The 21669-nt window shown below is 50.7% G+C and carries 15 protein-coding genes; all 15 read right to left on the bottom strand.

Annotated features, from left to right (window positions below; all coding sequences use genetic code 11):
• Positions 1–9 precede the first annotated feature (9 nt).
• The 15 genes from HMPREF0733_RS08990 to rapZ all read right to left on the bottom strand — a co-directional run bounded on the left by HMPREF0733_RS08990 (position 10) and on the right by rapZ (position 21568).
• Positions 10–2685 carry a DUF6493 family protein gene (locus HMPREF0733_RS08990; protein WP_013399026.1) on the bottom strand — a complete coding sequence of 892 codons (2676 nt, stop codon included), beginning with the start codon at positions 2683–2685 and terminating at the stop codon, positions 10–12.
• Entirely contained in the window at positions 2675–5341 is a 2667-nt protein-coding gene (locus HMPREF0733_RS08985; RefSeq protein ID WP_013399025.1) for a DUF6493 family protein, read from the bottom strand. Before HMPREF0733_RS08985 ends, HMPREF0733_RS08990 begins: the two co-directional genes overlap by 11 nt.
• Before the next feature lie 22 nt (positions 5342–5363).
• On the bottom strand, positions 5364–8018 hold the full coding sequence (locus HMPREF0733_RS08980) for a DUF6493 family protein (RefSeq protein WP_013399024.1): 2655 nt from the start codon (positions 8016–8018) through the stop codon (positions 5364–5366).
• Between the two features lie 66 nt (positions 8019–8084).
• Positions 8085–9464, bottom strand: a complete 1380-nt coding sequence (locus HMPREF0733_RS08975) for an SWIM zinc finger family protein (RefSeq protein WP_013399023.1) — start codon at positions 9462–9464, stop codon at positions 8085–8087.
• A gap of 247 nt (positions 9465–9711) precedes the next feature.
• On the bottom strand, positions 9712–9969 hold the full coding sequence (gene secG / locus HMPREF0733_RS08970) for a preprotein translocase subunit SecG (protein WP_172461380.1): 258 nt from the start codon (positions 9967–9969) through the stop codon (positions 9712–9714).
• Between the two features lie 122 nt (positions 9970–10091).
• Positions 10092–10502: a hypothetical protein gene (locus HMPREF0733_RS08965; protein WP_013399022.1), complete on the bottom strand. Its 411-nt coding sequence runs from the start codon at positions 10500–10502 to the stop codon at positions 10092–10094.
• A 144-nt stretch (positions 10503–10646) separates the two neighbouring features.
• A complete protein-coding gene (locus tag HMPREF0733_RS08960) occupies positions 10647–12269 on the bottom strand; it encodes a BCCT family transporter (RefSeq protein ID WP_004004609.1) in 1623 nt (540 codons plus the stop codon).
• A gap of 290 nt (positions 12270–12559) precedes the next feature.
• Positions 12560–12904 (bottom strand): DUF6176 family protein, encoded by a 345-nt coding sequence (locus HMPREF0733_RS08955; RefSeq protein WP_041321777.1) that lies wholly within the window; start codon positions 12902–12904, stop codon positions 12560–12562.
• Between the two features lie 129 nt (positions 12905–13033).
• On the bottom strand, positions 13034–13810 hold the full coding sequence (gene tpiA / locus HMPREF0733_RS08950) for a triose-phosphate isomerase (protein ID WP_013399020.1): 777 nt from the start codon (positions 13808–13810) through the stop codon (positions 13034–13036).
• A gap of 142 nt (positions 13811–13952) precedes the next feature.
• A complete protein-coding gene (locus tag HMPREF0733_RS08945; RefSeq protein ID WP_013399019.1) occupies positions 13953–15410 on the bottom strand; it encodes a hypothetical protein in 1458 nt (485 codons plus the stop codon).
• A gap of 118 nt (positions 15411–15528) precedes the next feature.
• Positions 15529–16752: a phosphoglycerate kinase gene (locus HMPREF0733_RS08940; RefSeq protein WP_013399018.1), complete on the bottom strand. Its 1224-nt coding sequence runs from the start codon at positions 16750–16752 to the stop codon at positions 15529–15531.
• A 272-nt stretch (positions 16753–17024) separates the two neighbouring features.
• Positions 17025–18029 (bottom strand): type I glyceraldehyde-3-phosphate dehydrogenase, encoded by a 1005-nt coding sequence (gene gap, locus HMPREF0733_RS08935; protein ID WP_013399017.1) that lies wholly within the window; start codon positions 18027–18029, stop codon positions 17025–17027.
• Between the two features lie 476 nt (positions 18030–18505).
• Positions 18506–19471 carry a DNA-binding protein WhiA gene (whiA, locus tag HMPREF0733_RS08930; RefSeq protein WP_004004600.1) on the bottom strand — a complete coding sequence of 322 codons (966 nt, stop codon included), beginning with the start codon at positions 19469–19471 and terminating at the stop codon, positions 18506–18508.
• Positions 19472–19607: 136 nt separating this feature from the next.
• On the bottom strand, positions 19608–20678 hold the full coding sequence (locus tag HMPREF0733_RS08925; protein ID WP_004004599.1) for a gluconeogenesis factor YvcK family protein: 1071 nt from the start codon (positions 20676–20678) through the stop codon (positions 19608–19610).
• Positions 20678–21568 (bottom strand): RNase adapter RapZ, encoded by an 891-nt coding sequence (rapZ, locus tag HMPREF0733_RS08920; protein WP_013399016.1) that lies wholly within the window; start codon positions 21566–21568, stop codon positions 20678–20680. The genes HMPREF0733_RS08925 and rapZ overlap by 1 nt, the downstream gene beginning before the upstream one ends.
• Positions 21569–21669 lie beyond the last annotated feature (101 nt).

The following is a 21669-nucleotide window of genomic DNA, read 5'->3' as shown; positions in this document are numbered from 1 at the left end:
CTCCCACTTTTATTTCGCGTCCCTAGTCTCATTCACCCTATTGAAAGTATTGAGGTTACTTGCTTCTTGCCGTGCCTTCTCCGCGAGCTCGGTCGGATGCGGTTCTAACCTTTCGAGCGCCCGCAGATTCTTCGCGAGCACAGTTGAACCCTTCATTTTGGGACGCAAACCCTCAGGAATCTCGATACTCGCCCCGTACTCCCCTGCTAATTGCACCAAGAGCTGCACGAAGGAACCACCACGATTAATATCGCTCACCGCTGGCAACATGTTCTCTAGCACCTGCACGATACGCCACCCCGCCAACGGGCTAATGGATGCAGCATCTTGAAAGGTCCCAAGCACACGGTTAGTCAGAACATCCTGGTGTAGCAGAAGCCACGTTACTTCTTCAGCGAATTGTGTAGGATCTAGCATTCCACGCTCTGCCAGGTGGGCAAGAGACTCAGCTGTTAAGGCCCGAATATCGTGTGCTAGCGCAGATGCCGCAATTCCCAAGGCGCTATACGAAGGCGCGCCCAGAGGACATGGGGTACTACCAAGAGCATAGAGGAGCGCATTCAGCCCGAAAACGGTACGCGCGTAGAGGGCTGTCATCAGGGCAGGCATCATCTGCGCTGCCGCATAATCCAGGTTATTCTGCATGAGCCAGGTATACCAACCAACAGCGTATTTCTGCGAAGTATAGGTACAACGTTTTGACGTATGGATACGGTGACCGTAATCTTCTCGCACACCGCCAGTATTAAAAGCGGCGTCTTCAAAGCCTAGGTCGCTGGGGGCAGAAGTATCGTTTGGGTCTTCCCACAGAAGGAGTTTCCTGTTATAGGGTATCTCACTATCGCTGTTGATAATCCTTTGTTTTGCGTACTGTGTTAATCCCGTCGACCATGTGGTACGTCGCATGGCATGATTTCGTGTCTCGAAAGGTTCTATATAAATTTTTTCAGCATATCCGCTGGAGGGAATCAGTGAAAGAAGTTGCTCTTGTAAAAGACCTGTCAACCCGCGAGTGTTGACCACAAGATCCTGCTTGGTTTTTGCCCCTAAGGGGTGGTACTCCATACTGTTTGTGATAATGGGCTGGCCGTTCCTATCGAGCCACAGAAAGTCGCGGTAACCCACTATAATCGGTGGCAATTCTCTTGGCTGCGTACCTGTACATCGTGCGTATATCGCTAGGATCAGAAAAGCTATATCCTCTCCCGCGGTCTCAAACTCGTGGATATGCCGTCCCCAATTCAGGTTGACGGACTCAAGGTATTTTATCTGTGCCTCGTTAAAGCGGATACTTTCTGTCTGGTTAAGATATGCGAGAGCACGCACCAGTTCCGTCTCGGGGGCTGTACCGGTCACCATGGCAACCAGCACATCAAAAAGTTCCGTGTCGCTGGAAATAGGGGCATCCACCATGAAAAGTTCCCCCGGAGCCCGTGGGCGTGGGTTGACATCTGGTATCAGAATGGGTTCCTGCGTTTGTGGTGCTTCTACCGCCTTTTCCTGGGACTCCAGTATTTTCTTTACACCGCGTCGGGTAGGTTTCGTACTATCTTTAGATCCTACATTTTGCACCAGCTCTTGAAGCTCCAAAGGTAGAGTTCGCTCAATCTCAGCTATCATGCTGTGCACCCGGTTCGTGTATTCAGGGTGATGTTTAATCAGCTGTTGTAGGATATTTAGCTGAGCCTTCACCAGCTTCTTCTCAGTACGGAGAAGTACTGCTGCTGATGCGTCTAACAGGGCGTCGATCTGTTCTGTAGAAAGCTGCTCCACAATGGGGGTAAGCATCTCTTGTGCTAGGCCTACCGACGTGGATAGCTGCGTCTGTAAAATAGCGGTCAGTAGTGGAGTGCGTGCCAGGTTCTCCGCGGTAGTTGGTTTCATGCCGCGGTAAAGCATATGGAAGACCCGTGTTTTCCTGGGCGTAAAATCCCTGAGTATTGAGCGCAAACATTCGGTGAGAAAACGGCCGCGGAACCCGTCAAGGTGACAATCTAGATAATCTAAAAACTTGAAATCTGCTGCCGCACCTAGTGCTGTTCCGACGCGGAAGCAGGTCCACAGTTCTCGTTCAATCAGGAGAGGATCCTGGCGGATATGCTCAAGTGCCTCTTGGTAGGTGGCAGGTATTTCCGGGTGGTCTTCAGCACTGTTTCCTTCTGGGAATATGGTACGTAAGGCCCTCCAAAGATAAGAAGGGGTTTCACAGTGGAGGTCCCGTTCCCGTACAAGCGTGTGTAGTACGCGCCATATACCGTAGGCATCGTTATCCTCCATAGCGGGGGTCGCCGCTATATAATCCAGAATCCACGTATCGCTGCGTCCGGAGAGTCCCAAGTATAAACCGCGCATGATAGCGTCATGAGGGTTTTCGAAAGAGTCAGTGTCGCTTCGGCGCGCCGCCCATGAACTGTCAGTATATAAATCCACAAAACGCTCATGCGTCCTGCGGGGGCTTGTCCCCAAAGCTGCTAAAACATAGGCGCCTGAAGGACTCAAAACAGCCTGGTGGCCGCACCCCAAAACCCTGGCAGGAGGCAGGGTTTTAGCCAGCATAGCGCGTTCATCCTCCGTAGCATCCCCTAAAAGAGCGTGAAATTCTTTGAGAGGTGCTTCCGGATTTTTAGCCAGCTTTTTAAGTGCTTCTCGCCGCTTATTAAGCATAATAACGGGGTTAGTTTGCATTCCTCTCCTCCTTTTTCACGGTAATATCCCTGCCGAGGCGCTTATCTAGAAGATTCTGAGCGTGCTGCCGCGCCTTTTCTGCAAGCTCCGTCGGATGCGGTTCTAACTTTTCGAGCGCCCGCAAATTCTTCACCAGCACGGTCGAGCCTTTCATCTTCGGCTGCAAAACCTCAGGAATCTTGATACTCACCCCGTACTCCCCCGCTAATTGCAATAAAAGCTGCACCAGGGCACTGCCCCGATTTATCTCACCTACCATAGGCAGCATGTTCTCTAGCACCTGCACAATTCGCCACCCCGCCAGCGGGCTAATGGATGCAGCGTCCTGTAAACAGCTGGCTGCCCGTATCGGTTTAACCCATCCCCCTCGGAGCAGGTAGGCCAGTTCATTCGCAAGTAAAGAAGTGTCAAGCATTCCGCGACCCGCAAGAGCGGCAATAGATTCGGCGGTGAGAGCCCTGTGCTCAGCTGCTGCTGCACCAGTTAGCCAGCCCAACACGGAATAGGCGGGGTCTTGCAGAACCTGATGTGTGTGGGTGATGGTATCCAGTAGGGCGTCAAGCCCCTTGACGTGTTTCTGGAATCCTGTTGTAGTGACGAACGGCATGCTCTGCGCTGCCAATGTATTGGGGTTATTCTGCAGAAGCCACGCATACCATTGTATAAGGGTACAGTGAAAATCGTCGATTGCCTGAACAGCACGGTGCATAAACTCTTCCGGAATGCCTGCCGTGTTCAGAGCCGCCTGTGCGAAAGGCATCTGTGCGGTCGGTAGTTCGTGATCTTCAATAAGCCACATCATCAGGCTGCCGTTAGGAGCCTCAGCATAGGCTTGGTCGTACATATTGTGAGGACGCGGGCGGTAAGTGAGAGGTTCAACATGGCGTGTCCAGGTGCTCTCTTCTGCGTGAGGTATAGGCGCAAATACAAGGTTTTCTGGATGTTCTAAACAGTTAATCTGCTCTTGACAGAGCCCCGCCGGTCCACGATAATTTGTGGTCGTTTTCTCTATACGGGGTTTTTGACGCCCCAGAGATCCAGTGTGTTCAACCTGGTAGGGCTGGATGGTTTCGCCAGTCTGGGGGTCGGTATGGAATTCATGCCGGTACCCGGTAAAACCTTGCGGCAGTTTTTTAAAAAGTTTTCGGTGCGGGGCAATCACCCGGTACATCAGATAGTTGCCTAACGCATGAGTACCCGAGCGGATACCGGAATTCACGCATCGTTCAGCCAGAAAGTCCTGCTGGGCCGTATCAAGAGTAATGCGAGGATTATGCGCTAAATAATCAATGAGTTGCGGGAGCTGCGAACCGTCACCTGTGCCTTGGAGACAGGGAATAAGACCATCCATAAACTCAGCATCACTCTTATAAATATGCACCTGTGGGGTTGAAACGTGCTGCTCTAAAAGTTGCGGCAGATTCTCGGGAATCATGACGCTGCCCATTACTTGCTCCGCGTGAGACGGTGCGCTAGTTTTATCCGCCGCGGCTTCAGCAGGAGACATGAGTGTTTGCGCAGCGGGCTGCAGATCAGGCGGGAGAGATTCTGCGGTTTCCCTCATCAAGCCGTCCACATCTTGAGTATACTCGGGGTGCGTTCTAGCAATAGCGCCAAGGAGTGCGATCTGCGCCCGGAGTATTTTCTTCTCGGTGCGAAGCATCACGGTGCGAGAGACATTAAGTAAGTCATGAATCTGGGGTTCGGTCAGCTTTTCGACGCATGACATCAACATTTCTTGAGCCAATCCCACGGAGGTTGAGGGAACGGTAGTGAGCACTGAGGTGAGCAGATTGGTGTTACCAAGGTTCTCGTCTGGGGTGGGGTTCATCCCCCGATAGATGTGGTGAAAGATACTGGTGTTCTTGGCAGAAAAGTCGCGGAGCATCGCCTTCAGACATTCAGTAAGCAGGCGGTCACGGAATCCGTCAAAATTCTCCTGCAGCATGTGGAAGAGAGCGAGCGTGTCCGCGTTTTCACGCCCTGACCACTCTTTCCGCAGAAGCCCTTCATCTGTGAAACACGCCCACATTTCGTGTTCTAGCGTCTGAGGGTTGTTCTTGAAGAAAGAGATAACCTCTTCCCGGTTCTCGGATGAGCCAATGTACATGTCAGGAACGGCCGTCACGAACCCCCAGAGGTAGGAGCGCGTGGTATTGGTAAGTCCGCGTTCGTGAAGAAGCTGATGTATCTGCACCCAGAGCGTGGGCAAGTCGTAACCAAACCTGCCATAGCCACGCTCGTTAACGAACCCGGTTATCCAGGTGTTATCACGTTCGCTGAGTCCAAGCATCATGGCTTCTGTGCGTTGGCTAAGGTATTGTTCCGATTCAGCGGTTGAAAACTTCCAGTTCGCCTCACCGGGTAATCCCCGGCCGATGAGGTTTAAGAGCTCAACACCCACATGTTTGAAGGTTCCACCCAGTGCGGCCGCCGTGTAGACGCACACAAGCCGCTGCTCGGTCGTTCCTTCACGGCTGTAGCGGTCTATGAGCTTTTTAATGGAAAGTGTGCGTGCAAGGCTCTTGCGCTCATCCTCGGTGGCACCGGTGAGAACTTCATGGTATTGCCAGAAGGTGGCATCGTCACGTTTCAGCAACTCCCGCAGGCGGGCGCGACGTTCCGTAAGACTAGGTTGCGGTATTTTTGGTGTCATAACGGGCTCTCAGTTTCTGCGTTTAGGGTTGTGCGCAGCGGTGTTGGTCCAGCAGTTCTTGGGCTTGGTCTCGGGCCTGCTCCGCAAGCTCGGTCGGATGAGGCTGCAGCTTTTCAAGCGCACGCAGACTTTTCGCCAGCACGGTCGATCCTTTCATTTTGGGCCGCAAAACCTCAGGAATCTCGATACTGACACCGTACTCCCCCGCTAATTGCGCTAAAAGCTGCACCAGCGTACCGCCTCTGTTCACCTCGCCCACGGCAGGCAGTATGCCTTCTAGTACCTGCATAATCCGCCAGCCCGCCAAGGGGCTAATCGACGCAGCATCCCTAAATGTCTGCTCAATTCGTTGAGCCATCACGTGGTGCTGGCCCAACAACCAATACAGTTCTTTGGCGAATAAAGTAGTATCGAACATGCCCCGATCCACCAGGGAGGCGAGCGCCTCCGCAGCATTGGCGCGCACTTCGGTAGTTTTAGCGCTGGCACCAAGCCCGAGTGAGCTGTAGGAGGCAGCGCCCAGTACTCGGTGCATATCGCCTAGGATGCGCATGATGATATCGGCGCCATAAGCATTATGGGCATGGATAGCTGCCACAAGAATAGGCATGGTCTGTGCGCTGAAAATATCTGGGTTGTTCTGCATCAGCCAGCCGTACCACCCCATGACCGTGCGGTACGAAGGATAGTATTTTGATTCCACCATACGGTGCACGTACTCGATTTGCGTGCTATTGGTGTTAAACGCAGCAGCTTCAACGGAGAGCGCGGCAGCATCGGGCGTATCCGTTCCAACCCACAGCGGGAATTGCAGAGGGAAGCTGTGCTCCCGAGCAAGATATAGCGATTCCCAATACTGGGTGAGGACTGTACCCGTAGTGCGTTCAAGGGCTACTCGCTGGGGCGCAAAAGGCGCAGCCACTACGCTGGTTTCTGCGTCTTGACCCGCAAAAATCAGGGCGAACAACTGCTCCATCAGCAGCATGTGAGGTCCGCGCTCATTGAGACGAAGTTCTGTCCCTGTAGCTTTTACGTTAAAAGGACGAGGGTGATACTTCTTAGCCGTCTGTTCATCTACTATCACCGGGTCCCCGTGCTCATCGCTTAGGTAGAGACGTTCTGTATACCAGGTGGGGATGATCGGTATCTCAGCAATATCAGCGTGTTGTATCTGCCCGTTTTTGATGAGTGCCGCAATGGCAAGGTACGGGATATTGGGACTGGAGAGGGTATAAATACCGAATGATTCTTCTATGAGAAGTTCACGAGCTTCCCAGAGAAGCTTCTGCTCTGCACCGTTTATTTCCAGACTCTCGGCATGTTCCAAGTACTCCAGGATACGCGGAATATCGGTGCCATCGCCTCCTTGGAAGGTTGCTGCCAGGCATTCCATTAGTTCCCGATCCGTAGTAATAGGCGGTCGAGGCGTCAAGCACCCCTGCGGTTCACGATCCTTCGGGGTGATATCCGGTACCGTGATGCTCCCCGCTGCGTTCTGAGGTATGGGTGGCTCCTGCACCGAATCGTTGATGAGCTTCTGGGCCTTGTCTTGAAGGTCCAATGGCATAGACTTGAAAGCATCCTGTACTGTCTGGCTTACTTGTTCAGTACATTCGGGGTGAACTTTAAGCAGTAGAGAAAGAAGCCGTATCTGAGCGCGCAGAATTTTCTTTTCGGTACGCGTCAGCACTGTTGCTGAAACCTCAATGAGCTCACGTGCTTGCGCATCGGAAAGCTCGTAAACTGTATGCTCCAGCAGATCTTGCGCCATGGCAATAGCTGGGCTATACGCCGTCCCCAGCACCGAAAGGTAGAGCGCAAAACGCTCCTTAATTTCTTGAGGTGTTGGCTGCAGAGCAGCATGGGACCGATAAAAATGCCGCACGTGGTGGGCCGAGTAGTCGCGCAGGAGACCTTTGAGCGTTTCATCCAAGAACCTGGGGCGAATCTCTGGAAAAGTCTCGCACATGACCTGAGCAAGAGCCGAAAATGACGACGAACTTCGATATTCAGGCTGCAAGGTGGGATCCCACTTAGACTGTGCGAGTACCCCTTCAGCTGTGAAAGCATCCCAAAATTCTCGTTCCAGCAGCACAGGATCGTGACGGAAGAACTGCTCTATATTCTGATACTCTTCCGCAGACTTTTCTCTCACGTGTGGGACGGCATTCATCATCATGCAAAGATACCCTGGCGATAAGCTCGTCAGCGAATGTTCACGCATAAGTTTATTAAGGTGTGTCCAGGAACGTATGGACCAATCGTCTGAACATTCTTTAACAAAATGCAGAACCCACTCATCGGATCGTTCTATTACCCCTTGAGTTAAGAATTCCCAGAGCTGCTCAGTAGCAGGCATAGGCGGCTCAGGAATAATATTAAAATTCTCATCTCGAAGAGGATGAAAAAGTTCACTTATGATCCTTACCGCACGCGGAGTCGAAGAGGTTAAAGCCCCTACTGCATATGCGGCCAGGGCTGCTTCCTCCCCTCGGGCTTTCGAAAGTTTCGTGGGTGATAGCGTCCTTGCCAACGACGCGCGTTCTTTCTCTGTCGCACCGCTAATCACTGTGTGATAGTCCTCAACGGTAGCATCGTTACGTTTCATGAGCTCCCGCAGGCGGGCGCGACGCTCTCCAAGGCTCGTGTGCTGCGAATAGTTCTTCTCGTCCATCATTACCTGTTCGTATATTTGGGTGTGTAAGGAAAATATGCCTCTTTATGGATGCACCCCGGTATCGGGCTACTTCAGCCCGCCGCGACGTTTAATACTTACAGCCAGTACATGTTTGCAGGGGCCTCGGGTGCCCCGGTATTTCACCCACCACGGGCAGGTACACCGGTATTCTTCGATTTTCTCGGCGGGGGTTACCGTGTAGAACGTGTCCCGCGACTGCACACGGTAAGTACCGCTTTCATCATCCCGCACCGCGCTGGAGTCCACCAGTTTCTGCGCGCCCACCAGCCGCGGATGCATAGCCTGCAGAGCATCCGCCTGCACGGGCAGCGGCCGGTGGAAGTACTCCCCCGCCTGCACATCAAAACCGACCTGCCCGGAGGATGCCAGTAATGCGAGGGCGTCGCGTACTTGAGTCTCGTTCAGCCCGCTGCGTGCAGACATGACGGGCACCTCAATACGCGGCTCAAAGGAGAGAAGCACACTGAGCATATCTGCATTTTCAGCAACTGACGAATCGGAGAGCGCCTGCAACACAGAACCTTCTCCTGAGAATCCGCGTGATTTTTCGGGACTCAGCCCAATGCTCAGGCGCGCGCCTGGCAAGTGGGCCACCCACACGCTTGACACCGGGGTGTTACCTGAGGTGACCGGTTCGCTGTATGCTTCTAGGCGGGTCATGAATCGGATGAGCGGTTCAAGCACCCGCAGCCGCTCCGGTCCGGCCACACACACCGACCCAACGGTGGCTCGGGTAGCCAGCCTCAGTGAACGCACCGCACGGGTTGCCCACATGACGCTTTTCGTGGCGGATCGGCGCGGCAGCCCCTGGATGAACATGCGGGCTGCCGCCGCATCCAGAGAATGAGTGGGCTTCATCAGGGACGAGAGCATCTGTGTTTCGGCGAACCCTTTGAGCCAGCGTACTGGCAGGGGCACTTTATCTTCCTTCACTTCACCGTCTAGGGTGGTGGTCAGCAACCCTTCATTCCCCACATCCATGTGGAGAGGTTCGCCAGCCCGGAGAGAAGCTAAAGCAGTGCGAAGCGGCGGATTTACGTCCACATTTGTCACGCCCACAGCACTGTGGGTGGCATCTAGGGCGGAGGAGTCTACGTCAAGTCGGGCGTAGACACCGCAGCAGGCGCTAAAGGATTCAAACCGGAGTCCCTCGCTGGTGCTGGTCACTACCGGGTCGGCAGCCCGCAAAATGGCGGCGACCATGCCGGGTGGGGTGTAGTAGCGGGTGCGGGCCACGCGCGCAACCACCAATAGCGACGCCGCGATTACATCAGGGTGCTCCATGAATCCTGAGAAGAAGTAAGGGTGTGCCGCCGCGCCTTCCGGTGTGCTGCCACCGCTAGTTGCTAAAGCAAGTCCAAGACTGCCGTCTTGTTCATGCAGTAAAGAAGGGTTTAGATATGTATAGGTTAGAGTCTGTGCCATGGCGATCCCTTCAGTGGTTGGATATGCTAGGTTTTCGCCTTATCACTACTATGCCTGAACCCCGAAAGTTTTGGCCTCTTTTCCGTCATCCTAGGGAAAATATTATCTACTTGTCTCTATATCAGACACTCGTCATGACTTACTCCTCCGTCATATTATGCACCGACAATCTCCATAATTAGTACAGTAGGACATGTAAGAAGCCCCGGCAGGTATACCTGCCGGGGCTTCTTGGAATATATAAAGTCTATATGACGAATTGTCCGTTAAAACGTAGTGCTAGGCCGTAAAGCACCACGGCAATAACCCAAATAACGGTAACTGTAATGGTCAGACGGATTAGGTTCTTAGAAGCCATACCTGAAGAATTCAGTGAGCTGGTCATACCGCCACCAAACATATCGGACAAGCCACCACCCTGACCGCGGTTCAAGAGCACCAGAAGCACGGTGATAATGCTGGTAATCACGATGACTACCAAAAGCACATTCATAATGATGTCCACAGCGGGCCTTCCTAATAGGTCGATAATAAAGCCTGTCCCATGGCAGACCTTAATAACTATACGGTATAGAGACTCTGTGGTCATTCTCTAACACGTAATAACGCGTAGAGCGAAGGGCTAAATTACTGCCTAAGCTGAGTGACACGCCGCTGATATTCGCTGGGGGTAAGCTGAAATGCATCCGGACGGTCTCGCAGTGCTCGCCCCGCATCAAGTGGATTTCCCTCAGTATCGTAAGCGTAAACATAACCGCCCTGAACAAGATAGTACGTAAATTGTTGGGCTACACCCCAGTAGTTGCCGCCTTCGGCATAGAATCCCAAGTCTACCCAATCGCGTAGTTTTACCTGAACTGGCACTTCTGGGGAACTTGTACGGTGGTACAGCCAGTCCAGGAAACTATCACGTTTATTTTCAAAATACACGATCTGCGGAGTCTCAGCAGTAGGCGCAGAGACTCGTCGGCCTCGAATAATGAGGACCACTATGACCGCCAAAAGACCTGCAACAACAAGGGATACAATTGCAAACATAGTTAAAGTCTAACGGGTCGATTTTCCGGGATGCAGGAACTTAGCTTATAGGGTAGCTACAGTTTGCTACTCCATAAATAAAAGACCTTCCCAAGAGTGATAACCGACACCTGGGAAGGTCTTTTATTTTACAAGGCTAAAGATTTATACCTTTTTTCCGGCTGCCTTTGCCTCAGACTTTTCTAATACCTGAGCATCTTCAGAATCTTTATCCTCGTAAGGTTCATATGACTTGAAGGGCTGTCCCTTTTCGGGGTACCGTTTAGGCGAGATCGACAGACCCATCTGAACCTTCTCGTGATATACCTCAACTATCAATGCAACCACAATAAGCGCAATAACAACTGCGAATGGCAATGCAATAATAATCAAGGTACTTTGCAAGGCCTTCAGACCACCGGCGAAGAGCAGTGCCATAGCGATACCAGCAACAATAGCACCCCACACAACCTTTTTACCGTTTGTAGGTATAAGCTTCCCATCTTCAGAGAGCATCGACAACACATAAGTTGCTGAGTCTGCTGAGGTAATGAAGAAGGTAAAGATCAGAACAATTGCGATGATCGACATAAGTATGCCCAATGGGTAATGACTAAACGTACCAAAGAGCGTCTCTTCAACTTTCAGACTCGTCAGATCTGCTGTTCCATTTTGCTGTACCGTATTCGCCATAGTACCGAATGCGGAGAACCAGATAAAGCTCAAGACGGTAGGTATCAGAAGTACTACAGTAATAAATTCACGGATTGAACGGCCTTTGGAGATACGAGCAATAAAGATGCCAACGAAGGGAGACCAGGAAATCCACCATGCCCAGTAGAAGATGGTCCAGGTATCAATCCAAGAACGTTCACCACTATTGAATGCAGCAGTTCGGAAGCTCATTCCAAAGAATTCATGTAGGTATAGGCCGATAGATTCCGTCATGTTATCAAAGATTTTGACGGTGGGTCCTACCACAATAGCGATTGCCAGCAACGCAATAGCCAAAACCATATTCACGTTTGAGAGAATTTTGATACCTTTGCCCAAACCTGAAAGAGCTGAAAGCACAAAAAGTCCGGTGGTCACAACAATAATAATGACCTGCACCCACATTTCATTGGGAATAGCATTATGAGTTAAATAGCTCAACCCACCATTGATTTGGATAGCACCGAAACCAAGTGTAGTCGCCACACCAATAACCGTAGCTACCACAGTAATAATGTCGATAATATAGCCAAGCCAACCATCAGTTTTTTTACCAAAAAGGGGCTTAAGAGTTACCGAGAGAAGATACTTTTCTTCTTTACGGAATCCAAAATATGCCAGAGCCATAGCGACAATACCGTACACAGCCCAAGCGTGAATACCCCAATGGAAGAAGGTAAATTGAAAAGAGTCCGCCATTGCTTGCTGTGACCCGGGTTCAGCATGCGGGGTTTTGCTAGCAAAGTGCGAAAGCGGTTCAGCTGAACCATAGAAGACCAGACCAATACCCATACCCGCCGAGAAAAGCATAGCAATCCATGATCCGGTTGAATACTCAGGTTTTGAGTCCGGCTCCCCCAGTTTAATCTGTCCCATAGGACTCAAAACAAAGAAGCCGCAGACAAATACAATAAGAGTTACAAGCAAGAGGTAGAACCAACCGAAGTCAGTCCCGATCAGTGACCTCCAATTTTCGGCAATTTCCCCGTAACCCGGAACAAAACCCAGAGCCACTAATATTAATGAAATAATTAATGAACCAATAAAAACAGACGTATACTTGCGTGATTTCATATCTCACCCTCCTAAAACGCTTAGGCACAAGTGTAACAAATCTCGAAGACTCCACAAAACCACACATTTTAAACACACAAAAACCATTTGAATTATATTTAATTAAATTAAATTTAAATAAAACACAGCTAACTGCATCAAAATAACTCAAAACCCTTAATCATTTTGTTATATTTTAGATATTATTATAATAATATTAGCCGTAGATCTATACCGAAAATCGCTACCTTTCCACATTTTTACAGAAAAAATTTTAGGCACCGCCTATTGTGCTCCAAAGCTTCATTCTCTTACCCTGAGGCAACTTTACGAACATCTGGTAGCATCATCAGAACCTCCATCGTTAGATTTTCTCCCGGAGTAGGGTCAATAACCTCGCGCCAGAATCTTAAATGCTCCTTATCCACCCAGTGCTCTGATTCTTCTACAGGTTGTGCTCCCTGCCCCTGTACGCTGTACCAGTACAAGTACATATGCCCATCACGAACCTCCGAAAAGATCGTTTCGACATACATTTTCTCGGGCGCTAAAGTCTGCTCAACGGCATCCATATTCTGGCAAAGAAAATGCATCCATTCTACAGCTCGCTCTTCTTGACCTTTTCGCACCCGAAATCTGGTGAGCTCAACCTGCATCAATATCAGCCTCTCTAAATATGGAATGAGAATATTTGTGTTCATGTTCGTAACATTACACAAAATGGTAGGCGCCTAGCGCACGAATACACGTATGCTAGACGCCTTTAAGTACGAATTGCTGCTTAGCTATGCATCAAAACGCGCAATTGCTGCAAACTCTTCAGCCTGAAGGGATGCGCCGCCTACCAGCACACCATCCACGTCTTCTTTCCCCATAATAGAGGGTGCAGAAGAAGACTTAACCGATCCACCGTAGAGAATACGAACCTTCTGAGCAACGTCTGCGGAGTAGAGCTTTTCAAATTCAGCACGTATAGCCGCAGACATTTCCTGCGCATCATCAGCAGTTGCGACCTTACCAGTGCCAATTGCCCATACAGGTTCATACGCAACCACGAGAGTTTCTGCTTGCTTGGCGCTCAAGCCTGCAATAGAACCGCGAAGCTGCTCAAGGGTAAAGTCCACATGAGTGCCAGCCTCACGAACTTCCAGAGCTTCACCAACGCACAGTACCGGAGTCAAATCATAGGTGTAAGCAGCCTGTACCTTAGCAGCGCATAGTTCATCACTTTCGTGATGGTAAGTGCGACGCTCAGAGTGTCCTACGAGAACGTATTTCGCACCAAGTTTTTGCAAAAAAGCACCAGAGATCTCTCCGGTATACGCACCGGATTCATGTACAGAAAGATCCTGACCGCCATACTCAATACTCAGTTTGTCACCTTCAATGAGGGTTTGTACGGAGCGAATATCGGTAAAGGGAGGGAATACCGCTACTTCAGTCTTTGTAAAATCAAAATTCGAATCATCAAGAGTCCATGCTAGCTTCTGAACCAACGTAACGGCTTCAGCATGGTTAAGATTCATCTTCCAGTTACCGGCGATCAGCGGTTTGCGCGACATATTTTCGCTCCAATCCCCCAAAAAATCAGGGTATAGATTCGGAAATTTCTATCTTCTATTTTAATGGTTTGATCACTCAAAAAACACTAAATGCTCTAGGTTTTATCTGGATTTTTAGGCTAGTCAGGCCTACTCCGAAAAGCTACAGATCAAGTTTCCAGGCGTTTGCCATTTGTTCTGTCTCCTGTATGAAGAATTCCCGAGTATTTTCCGACATGTTCTGCAGTATTAGAGCATCAAGTTCTTCTTCGTCGTAATCTTGAAACATCTCACAGTAATCAGTGTACGCATAACGATGCGCCATCACGATCGCCTCATGAGCGCTGTGGGCGAGGCTCCAGGCCTGTAGGGTATTTCCATTCTCAGCCAATGCTTCCTCATAACATATACGCGCATGGGTATACATCGCATAGGTCGCTACCATAAGCGGAGCAAAATTTCCTAGAGCATAGATATCCCACTGAGTCAGCAGCATTGTGAGGTAGCGCCGGTACGGTTCAAGCAAACAGCCCAAAATCTCTGTAAAGGTCTGTTCAGGAACATCCGAATGCACAAGATCCAGAAGGTAGAGCACAGTATCAGCGTCGTCAGCAAGAGAGTAATATTCCAATGCTCTTATCGATATAGACTCTAATCTCGCGAGATATTCGAGTATATGAACGTACTGTTCATCGCCAGAAGTCTCCCGCAAAATTCTTACTACTTGACGAAAAGCAGTAACAAAATCCACATGCAGCAGTTGACTTTCCCGCGCACAGTCTGCATAGTTTTCAAGGGCAAGTACAAGATCTGAGGCGCCCGATTCATACGCGAGTGCTAGATTATAGAGTCCCGTTTCAGGTTGTGACTTAGCCTTTTGGGCAAGGTGCTGGGCGCGTACTATCGCTTCTTGGGCAACACGCTGTCCTGTCTTCAGAATGCTCTGACGTTCTTCTACAGAAATAAGAAATGCGTCTGATGGAGCCATGACTACCGGGGAATCTATAACTGTTGGCATAATCTCTGGAATAATCTGCGCCGTATCTTGTGCACGTTCAGATAAGATACGTATCATCTCGTGTTTTTGCCCTGAGATATTAGTTGTAGTCCAGATATTATTCTGCAGACACCGGTAAGCAACTTTTACAATATCGTATGCAGCGTTATAACTCGGAAAATAATATTCGGCAAATTCTGGGTTTTGTGGGTTTATCTCCCACGCAGCGTTATAAGTGTAGTAGCTCAGGAGCGCTTGAGTAGTTTTTTGATGAAGCTCCGTCACGGTTTTCTCTAGATAACTAGGGAGCTCGTCCAGGTGATCTTCAAGGTCAGTTGCTAGTGTCTGAATAAGATCTCTAGATTTTTGTGCTTGCAGCATGGTGATAGTCAGTTTGTGGTCCCGATCAGCTGCCGAGTTCTCCCAAAATTCTGACGGGTTATCAGCAGAGGCACCATACAAATAATCCGGATGTTCTGAAGCTGATGCGACTTTAGCTTCGCCCATCTTCCGAGGCTCTTTCAGATTTTGAGCGGATGCCTGTCTTTCTTGCCGCACTTCACGTTCATAGTCTGCGACTGTTGTAGCTTCGCGGGAACCAAAGTATTTAGAGAAAAATCCCATGGAATGCATCCTTGCGATGTGGGTTATGGCTATCTATCTATGAGCATATAGGAACGCACCCGGCACGTCCTTGAGGTTGAGAGCCGGGTGCGTTTTCCTAGCGGCAGCGCAATAAGAGTTATGCGCCTAGAGCGTCCAAACCTGGCAGGGTCTTACCCTCAATGTATTCGAGCGATGCACCGCCACCCGTAGAGATGTGTCCGAACTGTTCGTCAGCAAAGCCAAGGTTGCGCACAGCCGATGCAGAGTCGCCACCACCAATGATGGAGAATGCATCAGACTCAACAATTGCCTCCGCAACGGCCTTCGTACCACCGGCAAAGGGAGCAAGTTCAAAAACGCCTACCGGGCCGTTCCAGAAAATAGTCTTCGCATTCTTAATTTTTTCTGCGAAAAGCTCACGAGTCTTCGGCCCAATATCCAGACCTTCTGCTTCGGCGCCGAGTTTACCGCCGGTGAGATCTTCGACGGGTCGAATCTCAGTGTTAGCCTCTGCCGAGAAGTCATCAGCCCAGACGACATCAACAGCGGTCACGATTTCAGTTCCCTTCTTGGGAGCTTCTTCTAGATAACGCTTTACAGTCTCAACCTGGTCTTTTTCAAGCAGGGAATTACCGACCTCGTAACCCTGCGCATAGGCGAAAGTATATCCCATGCCGCCACCAATAAGAATGGAGTCTGCCTTGCCAATCAGGTTGTCGATCACGGCGAGCTTATCAGAGACCTTCGCACCGCCCATGACGACAACAAAGGGGCGCTCAGGATTATTGAGAGCCTTTGAGAGAACATCAACTTCCTTCTTAACAAGGTCGCCAAGGTACGCGGGAAGACGCTTTGCCACATCGTAGACTGACGCATGCTTGCGGTGAACAGCACCGAATGCGTCATCCACATATGCGCCATTTTTACCGGTGAGAGCAACGAGCTCATCTGCAAATGCACCACGCTCTGCATCGTCCTTAGAAGTTTCACGCGCATCGTAACGCACGTTCTCAAGAACAAGGACTTCACCGTCTTTGAGATCCGCAGCCTTCGCCTTTGCGTCCTCACCCACAAGATCTGTCGCTACCTTTACAGGAACGGATGCAAGCTCGGCAAGGCGTGCAGCTGCGGGAGCAATCGAATACTGGGGATCTACCTGACCCTTGGGGCGCCCAAGATGCGCGGTTACAATAACGCGAGCACCAGCTTTAGCCAATTTTTCAATAACAGGCAGGGATGCGCGCACACGACCGTCATCGGTTACCACGCCGTCTTTTAGGGGAACGTTAAGATCGGAACGAACCAGCACGTAACGCCCCGTTACGCCTTCATCAAGCAGCTCTGCAAGTGCCTTAGCCATGGGAAATTCCTCCTACATTAGTGGGGATGTGTGTATTTTCAATAATACAGAAGTCTGGTGGTCACACAGCCGTAAGTCTGCTGAAATGACCAAGTTTTAGCCTGGTGCGGCGCGGATGGTGGTTTAGGCAAGTTCTACCGATATTCCATACATACACGCCTCATTTTTTACTTCGTGGTACAAGAAAACCCCCAACTCTACGGTAAAAACATGCTGTAGAATTGGGGGTCTCCTCGTCAGCTCGTAAAGTAGCTATCCTTGCGTAGATAGGTTTAGAGAGAAGCCACAACCTTGTTGGTGAACATTACCAAGCGGGATACATAACCATACTCGTTGTCGTACCAAGCGATAACCTTCACTTGGTCGCCAATAACCTTGGTCAGCGGCGCATCGAAGATAGTGGAGATTCCTTCGCCCTCAATGTCCTTCGATACGATGGGATCCTCGCTGTACTTGATGATGCCCTTCATCGGACCCTCGGCTGCAGCCTTCAGAGCCGCATTAACTTCTTCCTTAGTAACCTCGCGGGATGCGGTGAAGGTAAGGTCGGTAATGGAGCCGGTAATGGTAGGAACGCGAACTGCGAAACCGTCCAGTTTACCCTTGAGCTCGGGAAGCACGAGGCCAACTGCTGCTGCCGCACCGGTGGAGGTGGGAACCATGTTGACAGCTGCTGCACGTGCACGGCGTAGGTCGGAGTGGGGAGCATCCTGCAGACGCTGGTCAGCAGTGTATGCGTGGATAGTAGTCATCAGACCCTTTTCAATACCAAAGGAATCGTTGAGAACCTTTGCCAAAGGAGCCAGGCAGTTGGTAGTGCAGGATGCATTGGAGACAATGTGGTGGTTCTGCGGATCGTACTGCTCGTCGTTCACGCCCATCACGAAGGTACCGTCAATGTTCTTGCCGGGTGCAGAAATAATAACCTTCTTAGCGCCGGCATCAATGTGCGCCTGTGCTTTTGAACCTTCGGTGAAGAAACCGGTAGACTCAAGCACGACATCTACGCCGAGGTCCTTCCAGGGAAGATCTGCAGGATTGCGCTCAGCAAGAATCTTGATCTCTTTACCGTCAACAACCAATGCATCGTCCTTGACCTCTACGTCGGCCCCCAGACGACCCATAATGGAATCATACTTAAGTAAGTTGGCAAGAGTCTTCGGGTCGGTAAGATCATTGATTGCTACGATCTCAAAGCCCTCAGCCTCAGCGCGTGCGGCGCGGAAGAAAGTGCGGCCGATGCGACCAAAACCATTAATAGCTACGCGTACAGTCACTGGAGTATCTCCTTGTCAGTGCATTGAGTTTGACGGACTAGAGCCATTGTTCATGGGTCTCATGCAAGAGTCTCTAGAGTTTTTCGTCTCACGCTGGTTACGTGTCCGCCGGTGTTGTTATAATCGTACCTTAGTTTATGTGCGTTTGGGTGTGTTTTTATCGGGTATTTTTGTGATTTACCTTACAAAATTTACCAAAAACCCTTTGTTTTCTGTTGTTTTACGTTGAGTTCAGTGGCTCTATATGTTGGGATATGGTTGTAGCTACTCAAACGCAACTGATGTCAAACTAAGACAAAATACATATAAAGACTTTATACTTAGAACCTTCTCTTCTGTAAAAGAGCGCACGACCCCACGCGCCACCACATCAAAGTAGGATTAGCTTGCCCTTATCTATAAAAGATTTTTTACGCAACAGAAGGGCAGGTTATCTGTAGAGAGTCCAGATAACCTGCCCTTGACACGACAATTACTTATGAAGACTTCGGGAGTTCAGTTCCAGGAATCCCCAATTCTTTTGCACGTTTATCGGCCATGACTAGCAAACGACGAATACGTCCAGCGATCGCATCCTTCGTCAGAGGAGGATCTGCCATACGTCCCAGCTCGTCCAAAGAGGCTTGCTTATTCATGGCACGCAGTTCGCCCGCATAGCGCAGATGATCTGGAACATCGTCTCCCAGGATCTCCAAAGCACGTTCTACACGGGCACCCGCGGCCACAGCTGCCTGAGCAGAACGACGCAGGTTTGCATCATCAAAGTTTGCCAGACGGTTCGCGGTCGCCCGAACTTCCTTACGGGTACGCTGCTCGCGCCACGCTTTAAGGGCGTCCTGAGCCCCCATACGCTCCAAAAGCCGGGCTATAGTCTCGCCATCGCGAACCACAACACGATCCACTCCACGAACCTCACGCGCTTTAGCAATAATTTCCAAACGCCGGGCCGCTCCCACAAGAGCAAGCGCTGCTTCCGGCCCCGGGCATGTAAATTCGATTGCTGATGAGCGACCAGGTTCTGTGAGCGATCCATGTGCCAAGAAAGCACCACGCATGACCGCTTCGGCGTCCTGAACGGAGCCATTGACAACAGCAGGCGGCAGCCCCCGCACCGGGCGGCCGCGCAAATCTAAAAGACCGGTTTGTCGAGCAAGTGCTTCTCCCCCGGCGTCAACACGCACTATATAACGCCCGCCGCGGCGTAAACCGCCACCGCTGACGCTAGTTATCTCAGCCTCATGCCCGTATATTTCAGCAATGGTTTGCTGCATGCGTAACGCGGTCTGTTCGGAATCAACTTCTGCCTCAACAACAATCCGCCCAGAAACGATGTGCAAACCACCAGTAAAGCGCAGAATAGTCGAAATTTCCGCCTTACGTACTGATGCTTTGCTCGTTTCGTATCTGGCCAGCTCATCCTTAACGAGCGCGGTAAGAGCCATTGTTGTTCCTTCCCACCGTGAGGTTCGTATGATGTGATGTGCTGATAATGCACTCAGCTATGCTACACGCTCTACTTAGAGAAACGGTGTATCTTGAGGTGGCATAAATAGAAAATAAATTCCACGCTCCTTACCTCTAAAACTTGAACGAAAATAGTTCGTGGTACGCCGCTGCAAGTTTCAGAGGATTATGTACATTGTTTTCAGCTGATGCTCGTACGGGTGCCCACATCACACGCGCTCCCATAGATTCTGATTCTCGTTCCAGTTCGCTACGTACAGACTTGGGTGTTTCGTCATCAGCAATGACCGCGTCCAATCGAAGACTCGGGGCGTATCGTTTCAAGAGTGCTAAATGTGCGGCTGGGGTGAATCCAGCGGTTTCTTCGTCATCCGAAAGATTCATAACCACACAGCGCATAGCTTCTGTACGGCAGATAGCATCGCGCTGTGCTTCTAACAGCAAGTGCGGCAAAACGGAGGTGCGCCACGACCCGGGACCTAAGATTACCCAATCGGATTCCTCAATAGCGGTTAGCGCTTCCGGACATGGGCGCGCGTCTTTGGGAGTAAGCCCAATATCGTGCACTTGCTTTTCTTTTGAGAGGTTAACCTGCCCGCTAATACGCACCCGTTCGATGCCACCGCCAGCATGTTCCCGTAGCACCGTACCATAAATCACCATAGGATCCAATGCCATAGGAAGCACCCGACCACGGGCATTGAGCAGAGCTCCCGCCCAGTCAAGCCCGGCAACGGGGTCTTCAAGAAGCTGCCAGAGCGTCGTAATAAGCAGGTTTCCAAGGGCGTGATATTCAAGAGGAAACTCATCATTATACCCCTCGGGCGCGCTAAAACGATGCTGCATAACGTCTCGCCACGTTCGCCCCCAATCGGTATCATCGCAAAGGGCCGAGAGAGCCATACGCAGATCTCCTGGAGGAAGTACGCCCATCTCTTTACGCAAGCGGCCCGATGAGCCCCCGTCATCGGCAACCGTTACTATAGCCGTTAGATCTGTTGTGACATGCCGAAGCGCGGACAGCGAACCGTAAAGTCCATGCCCACCCCCCAAAGCTGTTACTTTGGTAACGCGGTGAGTACTTTTAAGAAGCCGTAAAGCCTGAGTTGGTAACGCGGGTAGTTTCGGGATTCCCTGGGTGTCAGAGCCGACAGGCAGGTCAGGTGAATGACCGATGCGTACCATTACTCACGCCCCTTATCACGATGCAACACATGCACATTAACTTCAGGGAACGCGCTCAAGCGCCGAGCGATTTCTTCCGTGACAGCGACCGAGCGGTGTTTCCCGCCGGTGCATCCTATAGCGATGGTGGCGTAGTATTTTCCTTCGCGACGGTACCCTTCCAGAACCGGACGCAGAGCTTCCAAGTAGTTGCTGATAAATTCCTCAGTCCCAGAGTTACTGAGCACGTAGTCACGTACTGGGGCATCCTGTCCGGTGAGCGGACGCAATTCAGGAATCCAGTGCGGGTTTGGAATAAAGCGCATATCTGCCATGAAATTTGCGTCTGTGGGTGATCCATGTTTGAACCCAAAGCTCATGACAGTAAGGTTAAGTTTTTTATCCGGTCCGTCAGCAAACATCTCGCGTACTGTACGTGCAAGCTCGTGCACGTTCATGCCCGTGGTATCAATCGTGCGGTCAGAGGCGAGTCGAAGCCCCTCGAAGAGGGAACGTTCGGCACGTATACCGTCAAGTACGCGACCTTCTCCTTGAAGCGGATGGGGGCGACGCTGTGCCTCATAGCGAGCCACGATAGTTTCATCTTTGGCGTCTAGAAAGAGCATCGAGAAATCAACGTCAGATTTGCGAAGAGTTTCAATAGCCGCTGGTAAGTCGTCGAAAACCGCGCGGGCTCGTACGTCAATCCCCAGTGCAACCTTCGGAACTTTGGCGCCGTCCTGCGTAACGAGTTCCGCGATCGATTCCAGCATTTGTGGCGGAATATTATCAATCACATACCAGCCCTCATCCTCAAGGACATTAGCAACAGTGCTACGACCTGCGCCTGAAATACCGGTAATTACCAATATCTGGGGTTTTTGCGATTTATTTAGCAATTCGTCACTCATTATGCAGTTTCTCCTTTGATACGAATTGTCTTTAGTTCTCCATCATACTAGACAACCCCTTATGGCGGACGGCTATCTGTGCATAAATACCCGGGGTGCTG

The organism is Rothia dentocariosa ATCC 17931, from assembly GCF_000164695.2.
GTDB classification, from domain to species: domain Bacteria; phylum Actinomycetota; class Actinomycetes; order Actinomycetales; family Micrococcaceae; genus Rothia; species Rothia dentocariosa.
This window is presented reverse-complemented; position numbering and strand designations above follow the sequence as displayed.